This window comes from Flavobacterium sp. (genome assembly GCF_043778725.1).
In the GTDB taxonomy this organism is placed as follows: Bacteria; Bacteroidota; Bacteroidia; order Flavobacteriales; family Flavobacteriaceae; genus Flavobacterium.
Genome location: NZ_JAYWFT010000139.1, coordinates 1 through 24,710 on the forward strand (window position 1 = coordinate 1; position 24,710 = coordinate 24,710).

The window sequence follows — 24,710 nt, forward strand, 5'->3', positions numbered from 1 at the left end:
TTTATGCAATCTTCTTTAAATGCATAATCATATTTAACTTTTCTTTCCATAAAAAATGCCCCAAATAGTGTCTAACTTTTTGGGGCATGTCCATTTTAACTTTAAATTGATGTTTTAAATATACGTAACAAAAAGCAATTTTCTAAACTAGAAAATTGCTTTTTTTGTTTAAGAAAAACTCAAATTTTCTTTCAAAAAAGCTAGCGAAAACTTGCGTAAAAAAAGTTTAAAAGCCTTATAACTAGCGGTTTTTCTAAATTTTAACGTTTGTAAACAATTGTTAAACAAATAGTTATGAAATAGTGAAAAATAGTAGTATTCCTACGCATTGTTAAAAACTAAACCCGATTGTCAATAACTTTGACTTTCATTTTCGGTTAAAAAACACAATCTTTGTAACTCTCTAAATAAGTTAAAAATATCTTAAAAAATTCAAAAATGAGCTTCATAGAACCAATCCTTTCAGAAAATAAAAATCGCTTCGTTATTTTCCCTATTAAACACCACGATATTTGGGAATGGTACAAAAAAATGGAAGCGAGTTTTTGGACTGCAGAAGAAATTGATTTATCGCAAGACTTAAACGATTGGAACAATAAACTAAATAACGAAGAAAAATATTTCATTAAACATATTCTTGCATTTTTCGCAGCGTCTGACGGAATTGTAAACGAAAACCTTGCTGAAAATTTCGTAAACGAAGTACAATATGCTGAAGCAAAATTCTTTTATGGTTTTCAAATCATGATGGAAAACATTCATAGCGAAACTTATTCGTTATTAATTGATACGTATGTTAAGGACGAAGCAGAAAAAGATCAGTTGTTTAATGCATTGGAAGTTTTTCCTGCAATTAAGAAAAAAGCAGATTGGGCTTTAAAATGGATTGATTCTGATTCTTTCGCAGAACGTTTAATTGCATTTGCAGCTGTTGAAGGAATTTTCTTTTCTGGTGCATTTTGTTCTATTTATTGGTTGAAAAAACGTGGATTAATGCCAGGATTAACATTTTCTAACGAATTAATTTCTCGTGACGAAGGTGTTCACTGTGACTTTGCCGTGCATTTACACAACCACCATTTAGTAAACAAAGTTCCAAAAGAACGTATCAGAACTATTATTGTTGATGCGTTAAATATTGAAAGAGAGTTTATTACAGAATCTCTTCCGGTTTCTTTAATTGGAATGAACGCTACTTTAATGACGCAATATTTAGAATTTGTTGCCGACAGACTTTTAGTAGAACTTGGTTGCGATAGAGAATACAATACTTCAAACCCGTTTGATTTTATGGACATGATTTCGTTGCAAGGAAAAACCAATTTCTTTGAGAAAAAAGTGGCCGAATACCAAAAAGCTGGTGTCATGAACACCGATAGCGAAGCACAAAAAATTACTTTCGACGCCGATTTTTAAAGTTAAGTCTTAAAGTCAAAAGTCATAAAGAATATTTTACGCAAAAACGCAAGATAATTACTTTTTGAATTAGAGTTTAAAAGCTTTGCGCCTTTGTGTCTTTGCGAGACCAAAAAATTAAAAAAAAAGTTTACAAGAATACCCAAACCATTGAAGTGGCCTAGCCCAGATTGCAGCGGTATCCTTTTTCAATTGCCTCGGGTTGAAACCCGCGGCAATTGAAAAAGATATAGCGGAAAGCTGGATTAGCTTCTAAAAACAAAAAAAGTAAAGTGAAAACTTTGCGACTTAGCGCCTTTGTAGCAAAACTGATTACAAATAACCCGAAGTAGAGAAGGGATTTTCTAGTTCACAAAAACAAAAAAAGTATGTACGTAGTAAAAAGAGATGGCCATAAAGAGCCAGTAATGTTTGACAAAATCACGGATAGAATTAAAAAACTATGTTATGGTTTAAACGATTTAGTTGATGCTGTAAAGGTAGCAATGCGCGTGATTGAAGGATTGTATGATGGCGTTACTACGTCTGAATTGGATAATCTTGCGGCAGAAACTGCGGCTTCAATGACGATTGCACATCCAGATTATGCTCAGTTGGCGGCACGAATTGCGATTTCGAATTTGCATAAAAACACCAACAAATCGTTCTCGGAAACTATGAACGAAATGTTTCATTATGTGAATCCAAGAAACGGTCAAATGGCACCACTTTTGTCGGAAGAAGTACATAAAGTTATTCAGGAAAATGCTGAATTTTTAAATTCACACATTATATACAACCGCGATTTCAACTACGATTATTTTGGATTTAAAACGCTGGAACGTTCGTATTTGTTGAAAATTAACGGTAAAATTGTTGAACGTCCACAACACATGCTGATGCGTGTTTCGGTTGGAATTCACTTAGACGATTTAAAATCGGTTATAGAAACCTACGACTTGATGTCGAAAAAATTCTTTACGCATGCAACGCCAACGTTGTTTAATGCTGGAACGCCAAAACCTCAAATGTCTTCATGTTTCCTATTGGCAATGCAAGACGACAGTATTGACGGAATTTACGACACGTTGAAACAAACGGCTAAAATCTCACAATCTGCTGGTGGAATTGGACTTTCTATTCACAACGTTCGTGCAACTGGAAGTTACATTCGTGGAACAAACGGAACATCAAACGGAATTGTTCCGATGTTGCGTGTATTCAATGATACTGCAAGATATGTAGATCAAGGTGGTGGAAAACGTAAAGGAAGTTTTGCAATTTATATTGAAACTTGGCATGCGGATATTTTTGATTTCCTAGATTTGAAAAAGAATACCGGAAAAGAAGAAATGCGTGCAAGAGATTTATTTTTTGCGATGTGGACTTCTGATTTGTTCATGAAACGTGTACAAGAAAATGGAAATTGGACGTTAATGTGTCCAAATGAATGTCCAGGATTGTATGATGTTCACGGTGAGGAATTCGAAAAAATGTACACCGATTATGAAGCAGCTGGAAAAGGTAGAAAAACCATCAAAGCGCACGAATTATGGGAGAAAATTCTAGAATCTCAAATTGAAACTGGAACACCTTATATGTTGTATAAAGATGCAGCCAACAGAAAATCAAACCAGAAAAATCTTGGAACCATTCGTTCATCGAACTTGTGTACTGAGATTATGGAATTTACATCGAAAGATGAAATTGCAGTTTGTAATTTGGCTTCGTTATCGTTACCAATGTTTGTGGAAAACGGAAAATTCAACCACGATTTATTGTTTACCGTAACCAAACGTGTAACAAGAAACTTAAACAAAGTAATTGACAGAAATTATTATCCTGTAATAGAAGGCGAAAATTCTAACAAACGTCACCGTCCAATTGGTCTTGGTGTGCAAGGTTTGGCTGATGCTTTCATCATGTTGCGCATGCCGTTTACAAGCGATGAAGCAAAAACATTAAATCAGGAAATTTTCGAAACTTTATATTTTGCAGCCGTAACCGCATCTGTAGAAATGGCTAAAGAAGAAGGTCCGTATTCTAGTTTTGCAGGTTCGCCAATTTCGCAAGGAGAATTCCAACATAATTTATGGAATATTAAAGACGAAGAACTTTCTGGTCGATGGGATTGGGCAAGTTTACGTAAAGAAGTTATGGAACATGGTGTTAGAAATTCACTTTTGGTTGCGCCAATGCCAACAGCTTCAACTTCTCAGATTTTAGGAAATAACGAAGCGTTCGAACCTTATACTTCTAACATTTATACACGTCGTGTACTTTCTGGAGAATTTATAGTTGTGAACAAACATCTACTGAATGATTTGGTGGAACGTGGATTGTGGAATGAAGAATTGAAACAACAATTGATGCGAAATAACGGTTCGGTTCAAGATTTGAATATTCCTCAGGATTTAAAGGAATTGTACAAAACCGTTTGGGAAATGTCAATGAAAGATATTATTGACATGAGCCGTCACAGAGGTTATTTTGTAGATCAATCACAATCGTTGAACTTGTTTATGCAAGATGCCAATTATTCTAAATTAACGTCGATGCATTTCTATGCCTGGAAAAGCGGCTTGAAAACTGGAATGTATTATTTGAGAACAAAAGCTGCGGTAGATGCGATTAAATTTACATTGAACAACGACAAAAAAGCAGAACCAATTGAAGTAAAAGAACAACCAACAGTTCAAATAGTTTCTGAACCAATTGCTGAAAAATTACAACCAATTGCGGTTTTAAACGAACCAGTTGAAATGTCTGCCGAAGAATATAGAGCAATGATTGAAATGGCTAAAAATGCTGGACCTGAGGATTGTGAAATGTGTGGTTCTTAAGCAATGCTTTGTCATTTCGACGAAGGAGAAATCTCATAATCAAACCAAAATGTTGACGTCAACAAAATAGAAACAGTCGTCAAATTTGATGGCTGTTTTTATTTTTAGAAAATAATTCAGCAATTCGTATCTTTGAAACAAATTATAACAAAATGTCAAAAGAAAAAGGAGTTTACACAGGAATTATAGAAAAAGACAACGACGGAAATTACTTCTGTGGTGAATATTTGTTGGATTATAAAGAAGTTGAAAAAAACTTTAAAATTGGAGATGAAATCAACATCAAAACCGTAATTGCAAATCCTAGCGATAAAAGTTACAATCAATATCCTAAAAAATCAAGAGTCTTTTTCTTAGCCAACGATAAAGAATAAAACAGCAATGATTACCGTTACAAGAACAACTTCCGACAATCAAGATTTTGAGAAACTGGTAATTGCACTCGATGCTTATCTGGCAATTCTTGATGGTGAAGATCATGCTTTTTACGCACAATTCAACAAAACCAATTTATTGAAAAATGCCGTAATTGCTTATGAAAACCAAATTGCTGTTGGAATTGGCGCTTACAAAGAATACGATTCTGAAACAGTAGAAATGAAAAGAATGTATACTTTACCAGAATTTCGAGGAAAAGGAATTGCTTCTAAAATTTTAACCGAATTAGAACTTTGGGCAAAAGAAGAAAACTACAAAATTGCTGTTCTTGAAACTGGTTTTTTACAAACAGATGCCATTTCATTATATAAAAAACTAGGTTACGTTAGTACAGAAAACTACGGTCAATATATAGGAGTTGAAAATAGCGTTTGCATGAAGAAATCGCTTTAATTATATCTAATATTTAATATCAAAAATCTAATATTTCAAATTCCATGATGAACTGGGAACAACTACTATCTTTAAAACGTCAAGGCGACAAAGGCAAGCGTCTACGAATTGAACAAGACGACACGCGATTGGGTTTCGAAGTAGATTATGACCGAATTATCTTTTCGGCAGCGTTTAGAAGTTTGCAAGATAAAACGCAAGTTATTCCGATGTCGAAAACAGATTTTGTGCACACGCGATTGACTCATAGTTTGGAAGTTTCAGTTGTTGGACGTTCGTTAGGAAGATTAGTTGGAAAAAAAATCATTGAGAAATATCCGCATTTACAGTCTATTCATGGTTATCAGGCTAATGATTTTGGTGCTATTGTTGCCGCAGCTGCTTTATCTCACGATATTGGAAATCCGCCTTTCGGACATTCAGGAGAAAAAGCTATTGGCGAATATTTTTCTATTGGAAACGGACAAAAATACAAAGACCAATTATCTGATAAAGAATGGCAAGATTTAATAGATTTTGAAGGAAACGCCAACGGATTTTCAGTCCTAACAAGTTCACGTCCGGGAATTGAAGGCAGCATTCGCTTGACTTACGCCGTTCTTGGTGCGTTTATGAAATATCCGAAAGAAAGTTTACCAAAAAAACCAACACAAAATATCGCCGATAAAAAGTACGGTTTCTTTCAATCGGACAAGGAATTTTTTAAAGAAGTTGCTACCGAATTGGGAATGATTCCGAATAAATCGGGAAATGATATTGGTTACGAACGTCATCCACTCGCCTATTTGGTTGAAGCTGCCGATGATATTTGTTATACAATTATAGATTTTGAGGATGGAATAAATCTCGGATTAGTTTCGGAAGATTTTGCTTTGGAGTATTTAATAAAATTGGTGAAAGATACCATTGACACATCAAAATATAAAACATTAGCAACTAAAGAAGATAGAATAAGTTATTTACGCGCGTTGGCTATTGGAAATCTAATTCAGGATGCCGTTCGTATATTTATAGAAAATGAGGAATTAATTGTGCAAGGAAAATTTCCTTACGCTTTAACAGACAAGAGTAAATATAAAGCTCAAATTGATGATATTATTAAAATAAGTGTAAAAAATATTTATCAAAGTCGTGAAGTTATTGAAAAAGAACTGTCTGGCTATCAAATAATTAATAATTTATTAGACAAATTCATCACCGCATATAACAATAATCATTCAGGAAAAGCAACGAATTATGACAAGCTAATTTTGAAGATTCTTCCAGAAAAATATTTCTTAGAAAAGGAAAACCTATACGATAGATTGTTGCTTATGTGTCATTTTGTTTCTATGCTAACTGATGGAAATGCACTTTTATATAGCAAAATCATAAATTCAAATAATTATTAGACCTATTTAAAAAAAATACCGTGAAAAAACATCTTTATCTAATATTTTTACTTCTTCCGTTGCTTAGTAACTCACAAACTGCAACAGAAAAGATTCAGATGTATTTGAACGATAATTATCAGAAATGGCAGTTGACTAAAAACGATGTGAGTGATTGGTTTGTAGAAAGTGAAGCCAATTCTAAAAGTACCGCAATAAACAATTACTATATAAAACAAAGGTATCAAGGAATTGAAATTTTTGGGGCTGTTTCTACTATTTCCATTAAAAACAATGAAGTTATTGCAGTTGGAAATAGATTTCTTGCACAATTAAATCTAAAGATAAATACTATTAAGCCAGTAATTTCTGCTATTGATGGTTTGATGCTGGCTAAAGCAAATTTAGCTATAACCAACAATCAAAAAAACACAATTGTTGAGCAAATTAAGGACAACAACTTCATTATTTCTAATGATAATTTCAAACCTATAAAAGCGAAATTGGTGTTTCAAAAGGTAAATAATAATTTACGTCTTGCATGGGATTATAAAATTGATGTTCCTTATCAAAATCATTACTGGAGTGTTCGCATTGATGCCATTAACGGTATAGTATTAGAAAAAAAAGATTTAGTAATTTCTTGTACTTTCGACAATTTAAATACAAACAGCAACACAAAAAACTTTTTTTTCAATCCAATTTTTAATACAAAACAACCTAGTTCTATTGTAAATGTTCAATCTGGCTCGTATAGAGTTTTACCATACTATACAGAAAGTCCAAACCACGGTTCTAGACAATTAATTTCTTCTCCGTCAGACGCTACAGCATCGCCTTTTGGATGGCATGATGTAGATGGATTTCCTGGCGAAGAATTTACTATTACACAAGGAAATAACGTGTATGCATTTGAAGACACTAACGACATCGAAAGTGGCGCTAGTCCTGATGGCGGAGCAACATTGGTGTTTGATTTTCCTTATGCTGGAAATACTGTTTCTGCTACAAATTATCTCGAAGCAGCAACAACAAATCTTTTTTATATGAATAACATTATACATGATGTTTTTTATAATTATGGATTTGACGAATTTAATGGAAATTTTCAATCTAACAACTATACCAATACTGGTGACGGCAACGATTATGTAGTAGCACAATCCCAAGATGGTGGTGGAATTAATAATGCCAATTTTTCTACTCCATCCGATGGAGAAAATGGTAGAATGCAAATGTACTTATGGAATAGAAAAGCATTGGCAAACTTGATAACCTTAAATTCTCCTTCTACAATTTCGGGAAACTATGCTGCATTAGACAATAATTTTACAGCAGGACATGTAAATTTACCCATTTTACCATCAACCCTAACGAGCAATTTAGTACTATTTAATGATGGAAGTTCAGACACTTCTGATGCTTGTGAACCACCAATAAACGCAGCTCAATTGAATGGAAAAATTGTTGTTATAAGACGTGGAACTTGCACAGCAGCATCCAAGGTAAAAAAAGCGCAAAATGCAGGAGCAATAGCTGTAATAATCGTTAATAATGTTGCCAATAATTATTATATTTCTGGGTCAGATAATTCAATTACAATTCCTACAATAAGCGTATCTAAAGCTATCGGCGAATCTATAATTACCGAAATGGCTTTCAATACTGTCAATGCAAGTTTAGGAATGACTACTTCAAATTTTGTAAATTCAGATGGAGATTTTGACAATTTGGTTATTACTCATGAGTACGGACATGGTATTTCTAATCGATTGACAGGCGGAAGATTAAATTCTGATTGTCTTTTCAATGCAGAACAAATGGGAGAAGGTTGGTCTGATTGGTTTGGATTAATGATGCAAATAAAACTTGGAGATACTGGAACCGATAGAAAAGGAGTTGGTACTTTTGTTTCAAATCAACCAATAAATGATGTAGGAATAAGAAGTTATCCTTACTCTACAGACATGACAATAAATCCATTTACATTTGGAATGACCAATCAGCAAGTTGCGCCTCATGGTGTTGGTTCGGTTTGGGCCACAATGTTGTGGGATTTAACATGGGCATATATAGATAAATATGGTTTTGATTCAAATATTTATACTGGAAATGGCGGAAACAATAAAGTAATTCAGATTGTAATTGACGGATTAAAACTTCAACCATGTAGCCCATCTTTTGTTGAGGGTAGAGATGCAATTATTGCAGCAGATCAAGCAATAACTGGAGGACAAGATTTTTGTATGATTTGGGAAGTATTTGCCAGAAGAGGTTTAGGTTTCAATGCAACATCTGGCGATAATGATGATGCTACAGATCAAACTGAAGATTTTACTACACCAAGTCCTGGTATAAATTGCACTTTGGGAATAGATTATTTTCAAAACGATAATTTACTAAAAGTATATCCTAATCCTAGTAACGGATTAATAAACATAAAAATTAATAACTATCAAGGAAAATTAACTATACAAGTAATTGACATTAACGGACGAATGGTTGATGAATACAAAAATGAAAATTTTAACATCGAAAAATCAATAGACTTAAAAAATCTACAGTCGGGTATGTATATTATAAAAATTACAGGTGATAATTTAAACTTTACTCAGAAAATTATTAAAACTAATTGATCTAAATAACCATTAAATATTTCGCGTCAATTGTTACTCTTTTTTATAGATCATAAACAAGTCCAACTCCAAGTATTTGTTTGAGTTGTAATTTTGGCCCTATTGTAACTTGTTGACCATCAATTTCTTTCTTTGCTTTTATGTCGTCGTCATAAATTAAATGTGATCCTATATTAGCACGAACATGTTCATTTACAACCAAGTCAAACTGAAGTTGCCAATCTACATCAATGTTACCAAATTTATTTATGTAATCAGAATATAAACTCAATTTATTGTCCATAGTAATATTCTTAACAACATCTTTCTTGTTAGAAGCAGTAACTAAAAAACCAAGCTCCGTTTTTGACTTTTTACCTTCCGAAATTAAAACACCATTTACATCATAAACAGCCTTAGCAACTCCAAATGCTCCTTGATTTGCCAATAATTGATCTAACACTAGTGTCATTTTCATAGTTAAAGGCGAAATGTAAACGTTTATTTTTTGCTCTTTATTGGCATATTCTGCACCAACACCAAGAAAAATATAAGCCGGAGCAAACGGTTTAGATATGGAAATATCAGTATTAGGATAAGCATAACCGTTTGTAAACTGCGAATTAAAATTAAATTTTGCCGAATGATACCAATTCGATAACGTATCCGTTCTATAGCCAAAAGTTGAGTTTACGTGAATGGCATCATCTGTTTTTCGCAATTCAATTCCGTCTTGTTTATTTACGCCATATCTAAGAATCAATTCACTAAACCATTTTGTGTTTGTACCAGTATATTTTCTGGTAAAATTACCTTTTAACAATCCAGAAATAGAGCTATTTCCTCCTGCACTCCAGTTTAAAAATGATATTTCACTCAAGTCAAGACCAACACTATTTTTACTTTTCCAATGGGAAGTAGAATCAGGAATAGTAGTTTGAATAACATGCTGAGAATAAGAAAATTCAAAATAAAAAAAAGAAAACAGCAAGAAAGAAATTTTCAATAATTTCATTAGTATAATTTTAGTTTAAAATACAAAAATCGTTTTTTCAGAACTCAGAAAAAAGAATTTTAAGACTTTTAACGTCAATTTTGCATATTTGTTGCAATTCATCAACCGTGCCGTGTTCCATAAAATTATCTGGCACACCAAGTATTTTTATTTTTGTAGTATAATTATAGACAGATGCAAATTCAATAATTCCACTTCCAAAACCACCTTTTTTCACTCCGTCTTCAATGGTAATTATTGTTTGAAATGACTGAAAAATAGTATGTAAAAGACTTTCGTCCAATGGTTTTACAAAACCAAAATCATAATGAGCAATTTCATTTGGATTACCCATTTCATTAAAAGCCAACGTTACATTATTTCCAATAAAACCAGTTGATAAAACCGCAATTTTAGTTCCGCTTTTCAGCAAATGTGCTATCCCAATTTCTATTTTTTGGAATTTGGAATTTAGAATTTGGAATTTAGAATTTTGATATTTTCCTCTTCCTCGTGGATAACGAATCGCAATTGGATGGTTCAATCCCAAAGAAGCGGTATATAAAATGTTTCGCAAATCAATTTCATCCTTTGGAGCATAAATAATCATATTTGGAATGCATCGCAAATACGCCAAATCAAAAACGCCATGATGTGTTGCACCGTCTTCACCAACCAGTCCTGCTCTATCCAAACAAAAAATTACGGGTAAATTCTGCAATGCCACATCATGAATAATTTGATCATAAGCGCGTTGTAAAAAAGTAGAATAAATATTGCAAAAAACCACCATTCCTTGTGTTGCCATTCCAGCGGCTAAAGTTACAGCATGTTGTTCTGCAATTCCTACATCAAATGCTCTATCAGGAAAAGCATCCATCATGAATTTTAACGAACTTCCGCTTGGCATTGCCGGTGTGATTCCTATAATTTTTGAATTATTTGTAGCCAATTCTACTAACGTCAATCCAAAAACATCTTGAAATTTTGGAGGTAAATTTTCTTCCGATTTTGGATGAATTTCTCCGGTAATTTTATCAAATTTTCCCGGAGCATGATATTTCACTTGGTCGTCTTCGGCTTGTTGTAAACCTTTACCTTTGGTAGTAATTATATGAAGAAACTTTGGCCCTTTTACTTTTTTAAGTCGCTCTAATTCTGAAATTAAAGCATTGAAATCATGTCCATCAATTGGTCCAGAATAATCAAAATTTAAGGACTTAATCATGTTATTCTGCTTCGGATTTTTTCCTTCTTTAACCGAAGTCAAATAATTTTTCAAAGCACCAACACTTGGGTCAATTCCGATAGCATTATCGTTCAAAATTACTAACAAATTCGCATCCGTAACTCCAGCATGATTTAATCCTTCAAACGCCATTCCGCTTGCAATTGATGCGTCGCCAATTACTGCAATATGATGTTTGTTTTCACCTTTCAGTTGAGAAGCAATCGCCATTCCCAAAGCTGCCGAAATAGAGGTTGACGAATGACCAACGCCAAAAGTATCATAAACACTTTCGCTACGTTTTGGAAATCCAGAAATACCGCCAAGTTGACGATTGGTATGAAAAATATCTTTTCTTTCTGTTAGAATTTTATGCCCATACGCTTGATGACCAACATCCCAAACCAACAAATCATTTGGTGTATCAAAAACATAATGCAAGGCAATTGTAAGTTCAATAACACCAAGACTTGCGCCAAGATGCCCTTCTTTTACAGACACTATATCAATAATAAAATCACGCAATTCTTTAGCCAATTCTGGCAATTGAGAGGTTTCCAATTTTCGTAAATCGGATGGATTATTGATGTTTTGAAGTAGGTTGCTTTTCATTAGAAATTAAAAAGCAAATTTACAATTTTAATGGTCAAATTTTGTAATTCTTATTAATTCTATTTTATCAATTTTAGGAATAATTTTTTTACCTAAAAATTTATCTATTGTATCATTTTTTATGTCAAGATTTATATCATAGTAAACAATTTGCCTTTTTCCGTATAACTCAGCAGGATACCACTTTGGAGTTTTTTTCAGAACTTCAATTAATAAATTTCCAGTTTCAAAACCAAAGTCATTTTTAACTTTAAAATCTTCAAGAACTCCAACTTTATTAACTGCAAATGAAACTACAATTTTTCCGTTTTTTTTATCAACTTTTTTGGGAAACACATAGTTTTCTTTGATAAATTTATCTAGCATTTGAAATCCTCCTGCATATTCAGGATAAATTGTTATTCCTGGCATACCATAAACATAATTGTCCTCGTAAATTTGCTTTATTGTGTCTCCAGTTTTTGAAATTTTGTTATGAACCAAACTCTTTTCATTTACAGCAATTTTTTGTATAACAACATTTTCTTTATTCTCTTTTTTATGAGTTTTAATGTTGTTATTGATAGAATCTTTTAGAGGTAACAAAAGGCCAACTGTCATCTTTGGTTCATCTTCAACGACCTCGATACTTTCAATTTTTTGCTTAGTTCCATTTGCATTTTGACAACTAAACAAACTTGCGTCCATAGTAATTAGTAAAGCCAACATAAATATTTTATGAAAATGAACTTGAGAAAATAATACTTGTGTGGGTATTTGAATTGTAACTGAATCTAATTGGTCATTTTTAAATCGTCCACAAACAGTATTGTTTTTAGCCAAATAAGATCTAATTTCATCAGAACTGATATCGGTAAAATCAACAACTTCCGTAGTACAAACATTACAAAACCTTCCAATAGATGTAACTTTCATTCCATCCCAATCTTCATGACAAGGTTTTGGAATCGTTATTTTAAACTTAGTTTCCATAAAATAGGTTTTAGAATTATAAAAAATAACGATAATTATTTCAAAATCGTACTTATAGTTTATTTATGTTAGGCATTATTTTTGTTGTAATTCGTATATTTGTAATTCAAAATCATATAGATATGACAACTTTCACTATAAAAATTAACGAACGCACAAAAGCAGGAAAAGCTTTTAGAGCAATGACAGAAACATTTTTTAAAGATGCGAAAGGAATTGAAATTGTAGAAAACACAGAAGATAAAGAAGACGAAATCTACAATCCTGAATTTGTGAAAATGATATTAGAACGTGGTGAGAGCATAAATGATCCAGAAAAAAGAAAAAATTGGAAAGAAATTGATCCTAATAATTTATGGGAAAGTTTAGGATTGAAGTAGAACCTTCTGCACAAGTTGAAATTCAATTTCATCTTAAATCAGGTAATAAAGCTGTTATAAAAAAGCTTGAAAAAATTTTTATAGAATTAGCAGAAACTCCATATTCAGGAATTGGAAATCCCGAAGCTTTAAAACATGATTTATCAGGACTTTGGTCAAGAAGATTAAGTCAAAAAGACCGATTAATTTATAAAGTCGATGAAAATGTTGTTACTGTTTTTGTGATCGCTGCTCTCGGACATTATTCTAACAAATAAACCTAACTTATACTCAGCAGATTTTGAAATGAATTCAAAATAAATGGAAAACATTTTTACCGACGAATACTTCATGAAAAAGGCTTTGCAAGAAGCCGAAACAGCTTTTGAAAAAGGCGAGATTCCTGTTGGTGCCATCATCGTAATTGATAACAAAATTATAGCTCGAAGTCATAATTTAACGGAATTATTAAATGATGTTACCGCTCATGCCGAAATGCAATCCATTACCGCTGCCGCAAATTTCCTTGGTGGAAAATATTTAAAAGATTGCACGTTATATGTCACACTCGAACCTTGTCAAATGTGTGCTGGTGCTTTATATTGGAGTCAGATTTCCAAAATTGTTTTTGGCGCACGAGATGAACAACGCGGATTTCTAACTTTAGGAACCAAATTACATCCGAAAACTCAAGTAAATCAAGGAGTTTTGGCTGAAGAAAGTGCCAAGTTAATGAAACGTTTTTTTGCCGAAAAAAGAAAGTAAAATCATTACTTTTTTTACAAGAAAAATAGTCCAAAAATTTATTTTACTTTTACTACAATATTTAAAATATATTTCTGTTATAGCATTAATTGAAGATGTCAAATTAACCTAATTTCAAGTCAAAAAGTTCTAACCAATAATTCCTTTTATTCAATGAAAACCAGCAAGTTAATCGGTTTGTTTCTTGCAATCTTTGTATTGCATTCTTGTTCTAAAAAATCGGCTGCCGATTTTGATTCAGACTTCTCTTTGTATAAGGATTACATCTCGAGTTTTTCATCGGGATTTGTTCCTGTCAATTCTGATTTTCGTGTGCAATTGGCATTTAATAAAAGTGATTGGAAAACCAACCAAGAACTCGACGACGATTTATTTGATATTTCACCAAGTGTAAGCGGAAAAGTGGTGGCGCTTTCTAACAATACCATTGCATTTATTCCAAAAGAGAAATTGGAACAAAATACGTTGTATCAAATTACGCTGCATCTTTCGCAAATCAACGATAAAACCCCAAAAGATTTAGCTGATTTTAATTTTTCTGTAAAGACTATCAAGCAGGATTTTATTGTCAACACATTAGACTTACAATCGTATGATAAAGACAGCTATTACCTAAACGGAACCATTAAAACTGCTGATAATTTAAGCTTTGAAGACGCGCAAAAATTACTTGAAGTAACTCAAAATGGAGACGATTTAAAAGTAACTTTCGATAAAGCTACAAGTACTGCAACCGAATTCAAATTTACTATTGATAAAATAAAAAGATTTGATGACGACAGCGAAATCAACATTGCTTGGGATGGCGACGCTATAGATATCGACCAAAAAGGCGAAGTTAAATATCCAATTCCGGGTAAAAATCAATTCAAAGTATTAGATATAAAAATGGGTGACGAAAACAACCAATCGTTACTCATTAATTTTTCTGATCCGTTGAAACGCGACCAAGATTTTAAAGGTTTAATTGCCATTGAAAACACTAATAATTTGAAATTTGCCACAATGGGTAACGTTCTAAAAGTGTTTTTTAGTAATGAAGTCAAAAATTCTGAAGTTGACAAAGGCACAACGCAAGAAACAGTTGCGGTTGAAGCCGTTGTTGACACTACAGCAATTGCAGTTGATAGTGCAGCGGTTGCAGTTGACAATATTTCAGATGCTGTTGTAGAGCCAGTTGAAGAAGAAACTGTAACAAGCGAGCAATCATTTGCCGGAACTAAATTAGTCGAAGTTTTTCAAGGAATTGAAAACGATTATGGCTATAAAATGAAGAAAAATTATTCAGAAAAATTATTATTTGACCAAATAAAACCTGGTGTTAAATTAGTAAAAAGCGGAACTATTTTACCAAGTTCAAACAACTTAAAACTGAATTTTGAAGTAGCCAATTTGAATGCTGTTGATGTAAAAGTGTATAAAATTTACAAAAACAACATCATGCAATTTCTTCAAGATAATGAAATAAATGGTACTCGAAATCTAAAACAAGTCAGCCAAGCTATTGCCAAAACCACCATTGAATTAAAGCAAAATAATTTACTCAATTATAGTAAATGGAATACTTATGCCTTAGATCTTTCTAAAATAATCAAACCTGAACCTGGTGCAATTTATCGTGTGGAATTCTCATATAAGAAAAAATACTCATTATACAAATGCGGCGCAACAACATCAGAAGATGAAAACACAAATAATGAAGATGAAGAAGAAGTTGATGAAAACGATGTCAATTATAGTGGAAATAATTACGACGATTACTACTATGAAGATGATTATGATTACAGAGACAGTCAAGATCCATGTACCGATTATTATTTCTACAATACTAGAGTTGGAACCAATATTTTAGCTTCCGATTTGGGAGTTATTGCTAAACGCGGAACGGATAAATCGGTAACAATTGCAGTTAGTGACATTGTCTCAACCGATCCAGTTTCGGGCGCAACCGTAACTTTATACAACTACCAACAACAAAAAATTGCCGATTCAAGTACCGATGGCGATGGAATGGCTTCCTTTCAATTAGAGAAAATTGCTTATTTCGCAATTGTAACCAAAGGTGATCAAAGCACTTATGTAAAATTAGATGATGAACTTTCGCTTTCACTAAGTAACTTTGATGTTTCAGGCGAAACGTTACAAAAAGGATTGAAAGGCTATTTGTATGGTGAACGAGGCGTTTGGCGTCCGGGCGACACATTATTTTTGTCTTTCATTTTGAATGATAACGCCAATAAATTACCAGAAAATCATCCGATAAAAATAAAACTAAACGATCCAAACGGAAAAACAGTTTATCAATCGGTTCAAAAAGGAACAACTTTAAGTCATTATAAATTCATTGTTCCAACGCAATCAAGTGCGCCAACTGGAAATTGGGAAGCCGTTGTAAGTGTTGGTGGCGCTCGTTTTTATAAAAGCATCAAAATCGAAACCATAAAACCCAATCGTTTAAAAATTAAAAATAGTTTTAACGGCACGATGCTTTCTACTAGCAAGAATAATATCAATAACATTCAAGTATTGTGGCTGCATGGTGCAATTGCAAAAGATTTGAAAACCGAAGTTCAAGCCAAATTCTCACAACAAGTTACAACGTTTAAAGGATTTGACAAATACGTTTTTGACGATCCAACAAGAAGTTTTTCAACCGAAGAAATCAATATTTTTTCAGGAAAAGTCGATGGAAATGGTCGTGCATCCATTCCAATAAAACCAACATTGCAAGGTCAAGCACCAGGAATGTTAAAAGCCGCATTTATTACAAAAGTGTACGAACAAGGAGGCGATGTTTCTACCGATGTGGCTTCGACAACTTATTCTCCATACCAAACTTATATTGGTGTAAAAGCACCAGAACCAAACAAATATGGATTATTAGAAACCGGAAAAGCCAACCGATTTGATATTGTAGCAGTTTCTGAAAACGGAAAACCAAAGTCGGTTCAGAATTTGGATGTTCGCATTTACAAATTAGAATCACGTTGGTGGTGGGATGCTTCCAATGATAATTTGTCTAATTATAGTTCGTCAACTTCAACAATTGCTTACAAAAATTTTAGAATTTCTACTGATTATTCTGGAAAAGCAAGTGTTTCATTTGTTGTTCCAGAAAACGATTGGGGTAATTTTTTAATTCGTGTTTCCGATCCAAATGATGGTCACGCCACAGGAACAAGAGTTTATATCGATTCGCCTTATTGGTCGGCTCGTTCTAAAAATGAAGATGGAAAAGCCGCGACAATGTTACGTTTTTCGACGGATAAAGAAAAATATGCTGTTGGTGAAACTGCCAAAATATTCTTCCCTTCAAGCGAAGGCGGAAGAGCTTTAATTTCTGTAGAAAACGGAACTAAAGTCGTAAAAACACTTTGGGCAAAAACCAAAAAAGGTGAAACTACTGTCGAATTACCAATTACAGGTGAAATGGCACCAAATGTGTACATCAATGTAACTTTATTACAACCTCATGCTTCTACTAAAAACGATTCACCAATAAGAATGTACGGAATTGTTCCAATAGAAGTTGTTGATAAAAACACGGTTTTAGAACCACAAATTTCGATGCCAGACGTGCTTCGTCCAGAGCAAACTGTGAATGTAAAAGTTTCTGAAAAACAAGGCAAAGCAATGACTTATACTATTGCTGTTGTTGATGAAGGATTATTGGATTTAACGCGTTTCAAAACTCCAAATGCTTGGGATAATTTCTATACTCGTGAAGCTTTAGGCGTTAGAACTTGGGATATTTATGATGATGTAATTGGCGCCTATGGCGGAAAAGTAAATCAGGTTTTTGCCATTGGTGGTGATGCCGATTTAGGTGGCGGAAAAGCTAAAAAAGCCAATCGTTTCAAACCAGTTGTGATGTATTTCGGACCCTTTGAATTAGGAAAAGGCGATTCTAAAACGCATAAAATAAAACTTCCAAAATATATTGGTTCGGTTCGTACCATGATTGTGGCTGCCAATAAAGAAAATAGCGCATACGGAATGGCTGAAAAAGCTACACAAGTAAAAAGTCCGTTGATGGTTTTGGCTTCGTTGCCACGAAAAATTTCTCCTTCAGAAAATGTTACGATTCCAGTGACACTTTTTGCAACAGAGAAAAATATTAAAAATGTAACACTTCAAATCAAAACCAATACAGCAGTTAGAGTTGTTGGAAAAGCAAGTCAAATTGTAAGTTTCACTGAACCTGACGAAAAAATGGCGTATTTCAATTTGAATGTTGGAAGCGTTACCGGAATTGGAAAAGTCCAAATTATTGCCACATCCGGAAAAGAAAAATCGGTTTATGATGTCGAAATTGATGTCATGAATCCAAATCCTGTTACCACAACTTACACCGATATTATAATTGAACCAAATAGTTCTAAAAAAATAGCTTGGGATTTATTTGGTGTAACCGGAAGCAACAAATCTAAAATGGAAATTTCATCAGTTCCAACTATTGATTTTAGCCGAAGGTTGGATTATTTAATTCAATATCCGCACGGTTGTGTTGAGCAAACTACGTCGTCTGTTTTTCCACAATTGTATTTGAATGATGTGCTGGATTTAGATGCTACTTACAAACAAAGAATTCAGAAAAATGTAACGGCAGGAATCCAAAAGTTAGGCAATTTCCAAGTTGCAAATGGCGGATTTTCATACTGGCCAGGAAATGCCGAAGCTGACGATTGGGGAACTTCTTATGCAGGACATTTCTTAATTGAAGCGGAGAAAAAAGGATATGTTTTACCAATTTCTTTCAAAAATAAATGGATTTCTTATCAAAAGAAAATGGCGAAACAATGGCGTTTTGAAAAACAATATGGCAACGATTTTGCACAAGCATACCGTCTTTACACTTTAGCTATTGCAGGTTCAGCCGATTTAGCTTCGATGAACAGACTTCGTGAAACGGTTGGAATTTCTAATGAAAGTAAATTGCGTTTGGCTGCAACTTATGCTATTATCAAACAAAATTCGGCAGGTTTAGCCTTATTGAGCAAATCAATGATTGACGAACAAAACGAAGATGGTTATTACTATTACTATGGTTCAAACGAAAGAAATCGCGCGATGGCTTTGGAAACTTTGGTGTTATTAGGTCAAAAACAAAAAGCTTTTTCAATGGCAACCAAATTGGCAAAAAATCTTTCAAGCAACCAATGGATGAGCACGCAAACAACTGCTTACGGATTGTATGCCATGTCAAAATTTGCACAAAGTAATGGTAGCAAAGGCGTTTCTGTACAATATACTAATGGCGGAAAATCAGTTGTAATCAATACCAATAAAACAATTGCCCAACGAAATCTTGATTTAGTCTCAGGTAAAAATTCGGTTACGATTAAGAACAATAAGAACAATACAATATTCGTTCGTGTATTAAATAGCGGAATTCTTCCTGTTGGAAAAGAAAATGTTGTTCAAAATAACTTATCAGCCAACTTAGTTTTCAAAGACCGAAAAGGCAAAGCAATATCGGTAACCAAAATAGCTCAAGGAACCGAATTCATTGCAGAAGTTACGCTAACAAATCGTAAAAATGAACGAGTAGAAAACATTGCGCTTTCGCAAATTCTACCTTCTGGATTTGAAATTGTAAATACAAGATACACTGAATTTGGAGAATCAACTACCAATGTTGCTGATTATATAGACATTCGTGATGATAGAGCCAATTACTATTTTAGTCTTCGTGGTGGTGAAACAAGAACGTTCAAAATCTTATTAAACGCTTCGTATCTTGGTAAATATTACTTGCCAGGATTACAATGTGAAGCTATGTATGATAATGAATTCTTAGCTAGAACTAAAGGTCAATGGGTTGAAGTGGTGAAATAAATTACATATCCTAACAGGTCTTTTTTGACCTGTTAGGTATTTTAAAAATTAAATTTAAAATAATAAATACCTAACAGGTTTGAAAAAAACCTGTTAGGATAATAATGAAAATTAACAAAGATGAAAAACGATATTTTAGAAGCTGGTGCTATTTATCATTTTTTCAATAGAGGAAATAATAAAGAAAACATTTTTATAGAAGATAGAAATTACAATTATTTTCTTAAATATCTTTTACCAATTTCTGATGTTTATGCTTATTGTTTATTAAAAAATCATTTTCATATTGCAATTAAAATCAGAGAAAAAGAAGAATTACCTGAAAAATATCAAGAAAAAATTCATTTGCCTTTTTCAAATTTATTTAATACTTACACCAAAAGCATTAATAAAGCTTATGACAGATCGGGAAGTTTGTTTCAAGAACATCCGCAAAGAAATCGAGTTGAAAATGAAGAATATTTAAGACAATTGATAATTTACATTCATCTAAATCCATTGAAGCATAAATTTTCTGATGATTTTTCAGCTTATAAACATTCTTCTTTTCAATCTTATTTGTCAGATAGAGAAACTAATCTTGATAAAGAATATATTTTAGATCTTTTTGGAGGAAAAGAAAACTTCATTTATTATCATCATGAAAAACAACAAAAATATGAAGGATTAATTGATGAAATCGACAAATTCGATTTATAGTTACAATGTTTTAAAATACTCCAAACATAATTCGTATCCTAACAGATCTTTTTTGACCTGTTAGGTATAAAATTTAATTGAACAATAATATATTACAAATTTCAAATCCTAACAGGTTTAAAAAACCCGTAAGTTGTTTTTTAAGAATAAGAATACCTAACACGTCAAAAAATACCTGTTAGGAAAATAAAAAATACATGTCTATTATTTCAAATATACCTAAACGGCTAGTAAAACTGTTTAGTAAAATTTTAAAATACATCAAAACCAACAAAAAGAAATCTGCAGTAGCGCTTATTCTTCTTGCGGTTTACTATTTTTCTTTGCCAAGAACACTTTTTGAAGAGCCTTATTCTATCGTGATTGAAAGTAATGATGGTGAGCTTCTTGCTGCCAAAATTGCTCGTGATGGACAATGGCGTTTTCCTGCCAAAGACAGTATTCCAGATAAATTTAAAAAATGTATTGTTTATTATGAAGACGAACATTTCAATTATCACTGGGGTTTTAATCCTGTAGCGATGGTTAAAGCCATTCAACAAAATAGAACTGCCGGAAAAGTCGTTCGTGGCGGAAGTACTTTGACGCAACAAGTTATTCGTTTGTCACGTAAAAACAAAAAACGCACTTATTTTGAAAAAGTAATCGAAATCATTCTTGCTACCCGATTGGAATTTCGTCATTCTAAAGAAAAAATTTTAGAATTATACACAGCTCACGCACCTTATGGCGGAAATGTTGTTGGACTCGAAATGGCTTCTTGGCGTTATTTTGGCGTACAATCTCACCAACTTTCTTGGGCAGAAACGGCAACTTTAGCAGTTTTACCAAATGCTCCGAGTTTGATTTATCCTGGTAAAAACCAACAAAAATTACTAAAAAAACGCAATACACTTTTACTAAAATTATACAGCGAAAAAGTTATTGATAAAATGACTTATCAATTATCGGTACAAGAACCTTTGCCGCAAAAACCTTATAATGTTCCGCAAATTGCGCCACATTTATTACAACGAATTGCCAAATCTGACGAAGGAAAACGCATCAAAACTACAATTGATATTTCGCTACAAAATCGTGTAAATCAAATTGCCTCCTATTATTACAACCAATACAAGCAAAATGAAGTTCACAACCTGGCGATTATGGTAATTGATATCCAAAATAGAAACATTATTAGCTATGTTGGAAATGCTCCAACGGACAAAGACCATGATAAAGATGTCGATATTATTTCGACACCACGAAGCACTGGAAGTATCTTGAAACCATTGCTTTATGCATCAATGCTTGATGATGGAGAGATTTTACCAAATACTTTAGTGGCAGATATTCCAACACAAATCTCGGGTTATTCGCCAGAGAATTTCAATCACTCCTTTGATGGAGCCGTTCCTGCGCAACGTGCTTTGTCGCGTTCGTTGAATATTCCAGCGGTTTTGATGTTACAAGAACATGGTGTGAATAATTTTTATGAATTACTTCAAAAATTCCAACTAAAAAACATCAATAAACGACCAGATCATTATGGATTATCGCTCATTCTTGGTGGTGCCGAAAGTAATCTTTGGGATTTATGTCGCACGTATGCCAACTTATCATCAACAATAAATTATTTCAATACATCTAAAGGAAAATACCGAAAAAATGAATTTGCCGAACTCAATTACACCAACGGATTTGAGCAAGATTATGGCGACACCAGTTTTCAGAAAACCATACTTGGCGCAGGTTCTATTTTTCTAACTTACAACGCCATGAAAGAAGTAAACCGACCTGAAGGTGATGAAGCTTGGAAATTTTACGATTCGTCATTAGAAATCGCTTGGAAAACAGGAACAAGTTTTGGTAACCGTGATGCTTGGGCAATCGGAACCAATTCTAGATATGTTGTTGGCGTTTGGGTTGGAAATGCTTCTGGTGAAGGAAGACCACAATTAACAGGAGTTGAAAGTGCTGCACCAATTTTGTTTGACGTTTTCAATTTATTACCCCGAAAAGCATGGTTTCAAGCACCATTAAACGATTTAGAATACGCCGAAGTTTGTACCAAAAGTGGCTATTTAGCACAAGATGATTGTCCTAATACCAAACAATTAATTCCAAGAAACGGAAAAAAAACGGCTATTTGTCCGTATCACAAATTGGTGCATCTTGATGCTTCACAGCAATTTAGAGTAAATAGTAGTTGCGAAAATGTAGATAATATAATTACTAAAAAATGGTTTGTTTTGCCACCAGTTATGGAATGGTATTACAAAAGCAACCACATAGATTACTTTCCATTACCACCATTTAGAGCCGATTGTCAGCAAAATCAACAAGCGTCAATGGATTTTATTTATCCTAAAACCAACAGCAAAATTTATCTAACTAAAGATTTCAAAAGTAAAATACAACCTGTAATTCTAAAAGTAGCACATTCTAACAAAGAAGCCAAATTGTATTGGTATGTAGATAACGTTTATAAAGGCGAAACGCAAACCTTTCACGAAATGCAAATTGTGGCAAATACAGGTTTTCATTACATCACGGTTGTAGATGAATTTGGTAATGAAATTAAGAGGAAGGTTGAGTTTGTTAGGGATTAGGAGCGAATGGTTTGCGCTTTCTTGGTTTCCATATTCCTGCTTTTCGTTCTATCTCGTCCCAAAAGACGAGATGACACTGCAATCAGGGCTAGATAGGTTTTGTCTTTTTGGAACTCTGTAGTTTAAAACTAAAATTTATTAATTTACGATTCTAGATATTTGAAAAACTCTAATAAATTATGACACTTTCCTAAAACCTACCGCTTCAACAACTTCGCTTTTCTAACAACACCAGCGCCAGTTGTAGTCGCTATTACATAAGTTCCACTTGTCAGCCCACCAAAGTCAATCTGATGCGACGCAACAGTCAATTTACCCTCTTTAACCTTTACTCCTAGCAACGAATAAACAACATAATCCATAGGTTCTTCAACTTCAATTGAAACATAATGCTCCACAGGATTGGGTGACAATTCTATGCCTTCTGTTTTAAAATCATCCGTACCAAGCGAACAAACACTCGTACTGTATTTTGCCACAAAAAAATCACTCTGCGAACCTATATTCAAAATACTATTAGTAGCAAAGGTCAATTGATGTCCAAAACCACCTCCCAAAATATAATCACCACTAGAATCTACTGCCAAAGCTGTACCAATATCATCATAACCACTATCTCCAACTATTCTTGACAATCCCAAACAAGCTCCTGTATCTTTATTAAAACGACCCAAGACAACTTCAAATCCGGTTCCAATGTTACTAACAGTTAAGGATTGGGTACCCCAAGTATACGGATTTGTTATCCCACAGGAAGTCAATCCTAATTCATTTCCATTCATAACTAAAGCACCTCTTTGCAACGCTGGTCGGTTAGGATAAGTACTCCATAAAACCGTACTTGCTGAAGAATCCAACTTCATCACAAAAGGCGGATTATTGAATTGCGTAGGACTCAAACCTAAGAAATTCTCATAATTCCCACCAGCAATATAACCCGAAATATAAATATTGTTCTGCGAGTCAAAGGCGTAATTATACCAGAAAACAGTATTAAAATTTGGACCAGTACTCTCCTTCAACCACTGAAACTGCCCCAAATCATTAAAACACCAAAGAAAAGCAGCATGTGTAACCGTTTGTCCTGATATTACAGCACTATCAGTTGAGAAAGCTTTTGTACTAGACATATAATAACTCCCATTATAGGGATTTCGGCAGAATTGCAAATTTAAAAAAGAATAATCTGTCAATTGTATATCCAAATAAGTTCCACTCACAAAAGTCCCATTTGTATCATACTTTAAAACATAAAAGTTAGAGCCTGTCAAAGTTGGATTAAAACTCCCATTTGCATAACTTCCTGGAGACAACCATGTAAGCCAATAACTATTGCCTAAACTATCTGTTGACATGCCTTTTGAAAAGGTCTGTGACAATCCTTCAGTACCATTGACACCTGCTATCTGTGGCCTTCTAAACCACTGCATAACTCCATCACTAGAATATTTAGCTATAAAAATAACACTACAATCTTGTGGAGTTTGTGATAGAATAACATCATCATCAATTCTTGGTGGAAAACTAGGATTTGCGCAACCTCCAAACTTACCACTTATGTAAATATTATTTTGAGCATCTATTTGCAAAGACTGAAC

At 33.4% G+C, this 24,710-nt stretch carries 16 protein-coding genes; 12 read left to right on the plus strand and 4 right to left on the minus strand.

Going from position 1 to position 24,710, the window contains the following annotated elements; genetic code table 11:
- Positions 1-438 precede the first annotated feature (438 nt).
- The 6 genes from ACH2CG_RS13310 (at position 439) to ACH2CG_RS13335 (ending at position 9,075) form a co-directional block, all read left to right on the plus strand.
- Positions 439-1,416, plus strand: coding sequence for a ribonucleotide-diphosphate reductase subunit beta (locus ACH2CG_RS13310; RefSeq protein ID WP_395065993.1), 978 nt, complete (start codon positions 439-441; stop codon positions 1,414-1,416).
- Positions 1,417-1,784: 368 nt separating this feature from the next.
- The gene (locus ACH2CG_RS13315) at positions 1,785-4,238 is read left to right on the plus strand and encodes a ribonucleoside-diphosphate reductase subunit alpha (RefSeq protein ID WP_395065995.1); all 2,454 of its coding nucleotides are present in this window, start codon (positions 1,785-1,787) and stop codon (positions 4,236-4,238) included.
- A 152-nt stretch (positions 4,239-4,390) separates the two neighbouring features.
- Positions 4,391-4,612 (plus strand): hypothetical protein, encoded by a 222-nt coding sequence (locus ACH2CG_RS13320; protein WP_395065997.1) that lies wholly within the window; start codon positions 4,391-4,393, stop codon positions 4,610-4,612.
- A 7-nt stretch (positions 4,613-4,619) separates the two neighbouring features.
- Positions 4,620-5,069, plus strand: a complete 450-nt coding sequence (locus ACH2CG_RS13325; protein ID WP_395065999.1) for a GNAT family N-acetyltransferase — start codon at positions 4,620-4,622, stop codon at positions 5,067-5,069.
- A 47-nt stretch (positions 5,070-5,116) separates the two neighbouring features.
- A complete protein-coding gene (locus tag ACH2CG_RS13330; protein WP_395066022.1) occupies positions 5,117-6,460 on the plus strand; it encodes a deoxyguanosinetriphosphate triphosphohydrolase in 1,344 nt (447 codons plus the stop codon).
- Between the two features lie 20 nt (positions 6,461-6,480).
- Positions 6,481-9,075: a T9SS-dependent M36 family metallopeptidase gene (locus tag ACH2CG_RS13335; protein ID WP_395066000.1), complete on the plus strand. Its 2,595-nt coding sequence runs from the start codon at positions 6,481-6,483 to the stop codon at positions 9,073-9,075.
- A gap of 43 nt (positions 9,076-9,118) precedes the next feature.
- Here ACH2CG_RS13335 and ACH2CG_RS13340 read toward each other — a convergent pair whose 3' ends face one another.
- The 3 genes from ACH2CG_RS13340 to ACH2CG_RS13350 are packed head-to-tail and all read right to left on the minus strand — an operon-like array spanning position 9,119 to position 12,860.
- Positions 9,119-10,069, minus strand: coding sequence for a DUF3078 domain-containing protein (locus tag ACH2CG_RS13340; protein WP_395066002.1), 951 nt, complete (start codon positions 10,067-10,069; stop codon positions 9,119-9,121).
- Positions 10,070-10,106: 37 nt separating this feature from the next.
- On the minus strand, positions 10,107-11,888 hold the full coding sequence (locus ACH2CG_RS13345; RefSeq protein WP_395066004.1) for a 1-deoxy-D-xylulose-5-phosphate synthase: 1,782 nt from the start codon (positions 11,886-11,888) through the stop codon (positions 10,107-10,109).
- A gap of 27 nt (positions 11,889-11,915) precedes the next feature.
- Positions 11,916-12,860, minus strand: a complete 945-nt coding sequence (locus ACH2CG_RS13350) for a hypothetical protein (RefSeq protein WP_395066006.1) — start codon at positions 12,858-12,860, stop codon at positions 11,916-11,918.
- Positions 12,861-12,982: 122 nt separating this feature from the next.
- Between ACH2CG_RS13350 and ACH2CG_RS13355 the strand changes: the two genes are divergently transcribed.
- The 6 genes from ACH2CG_RS13355 (at position 12,983) to pbpC (ending at position 23,112) form a co-directional block, all read left to right on the plus strand.
- The gene (locus ACH2CG_RS13355; RefSeq protein ID WP_395066008.1) at positions 12,983-13,240 is read left to right on the plus strand and encodes a hypothetical protein; all 258 of its coding nucleotides are present in this window, start codon (positions 12,983-12,985) and stop codon (positions 13,238-13,240) included.
- Entirely contained in the window at positions 13,216-13,497 is a 282-nt protein-coding gene (locus tag ACH2CG_RS13360) for a Txe/YoeB family addiction module toxin (RefSeq protein WP_395066010.1), read from the plus strand. The genes ACH2CG_RS13355 and ACH2CG_RS13360 overlap by 25 nt, the downstream gene beginning before the upstream one ends.
- 43 nt (positions 13,498-13,540) lie before the next feature.
- On the plus strand, positions 13,541-13,984 hold the full coding sequence (locus tag ACH2CG_RS13365; RefSeq protein WP_395066012.1) for a nucleoside deaminase: 444 nt from the start codon (positions 13,541-13,543) through the stop codon (positions 13,982-13,984).
- Positions 13,985-14,137: 153 nt separating this feature from the next.
- On the plus strand, positions 14,138-19,822 hold the full coding sequence (locus ACH2CG_RS13370) for an alpha-2-macroglobulin (RefSeq protein ID WP_395066014.1): 5,685 nt from the start codon (positions 14,138-14,140) through the stop codon (positions 19,820-19,822).
- A gap of 120 nt (positions 19,823-19,942) precedes the next feature.
- On the plus strand, positions 19,943-20,521 hold the full coding sequence (locus ACH2CG_RS13375) for a transposase (RefSeq protein WP_395066016.1): 579 nt from the start codon (positions 19,943-19,945) through the stop codon (positions 20,519-20,521).
- A gap of 197 nt (positions 20,522-20,718) precedes the next feature.
- On the plus strand, positions 20,719-23,112 hold the full coding sequence (pbpC, locus tag ACH2CG_RS13380; protein ID WP_395066018.1) for a penicillin-binding protein 1C: 2,394 nt from the start codon (positions 20,719-20,721) through the stop codon (positions 23,110-23,112).
- Positions 23,113-23,309: 197 nt separating this feature from the next.
- Here the strand turns inward: pbpC and ACH2CG_RS13385 are convergent.
- Positions 23,310-24,710, minus strand: a 1,401-nt coding sequence (locus tag ACH2CG_RS13385; protein ID WP_395066020.1) for a T9SS type A sorting domain-containing protein, incomplete at its 5' end; no start/stop codon positions are given.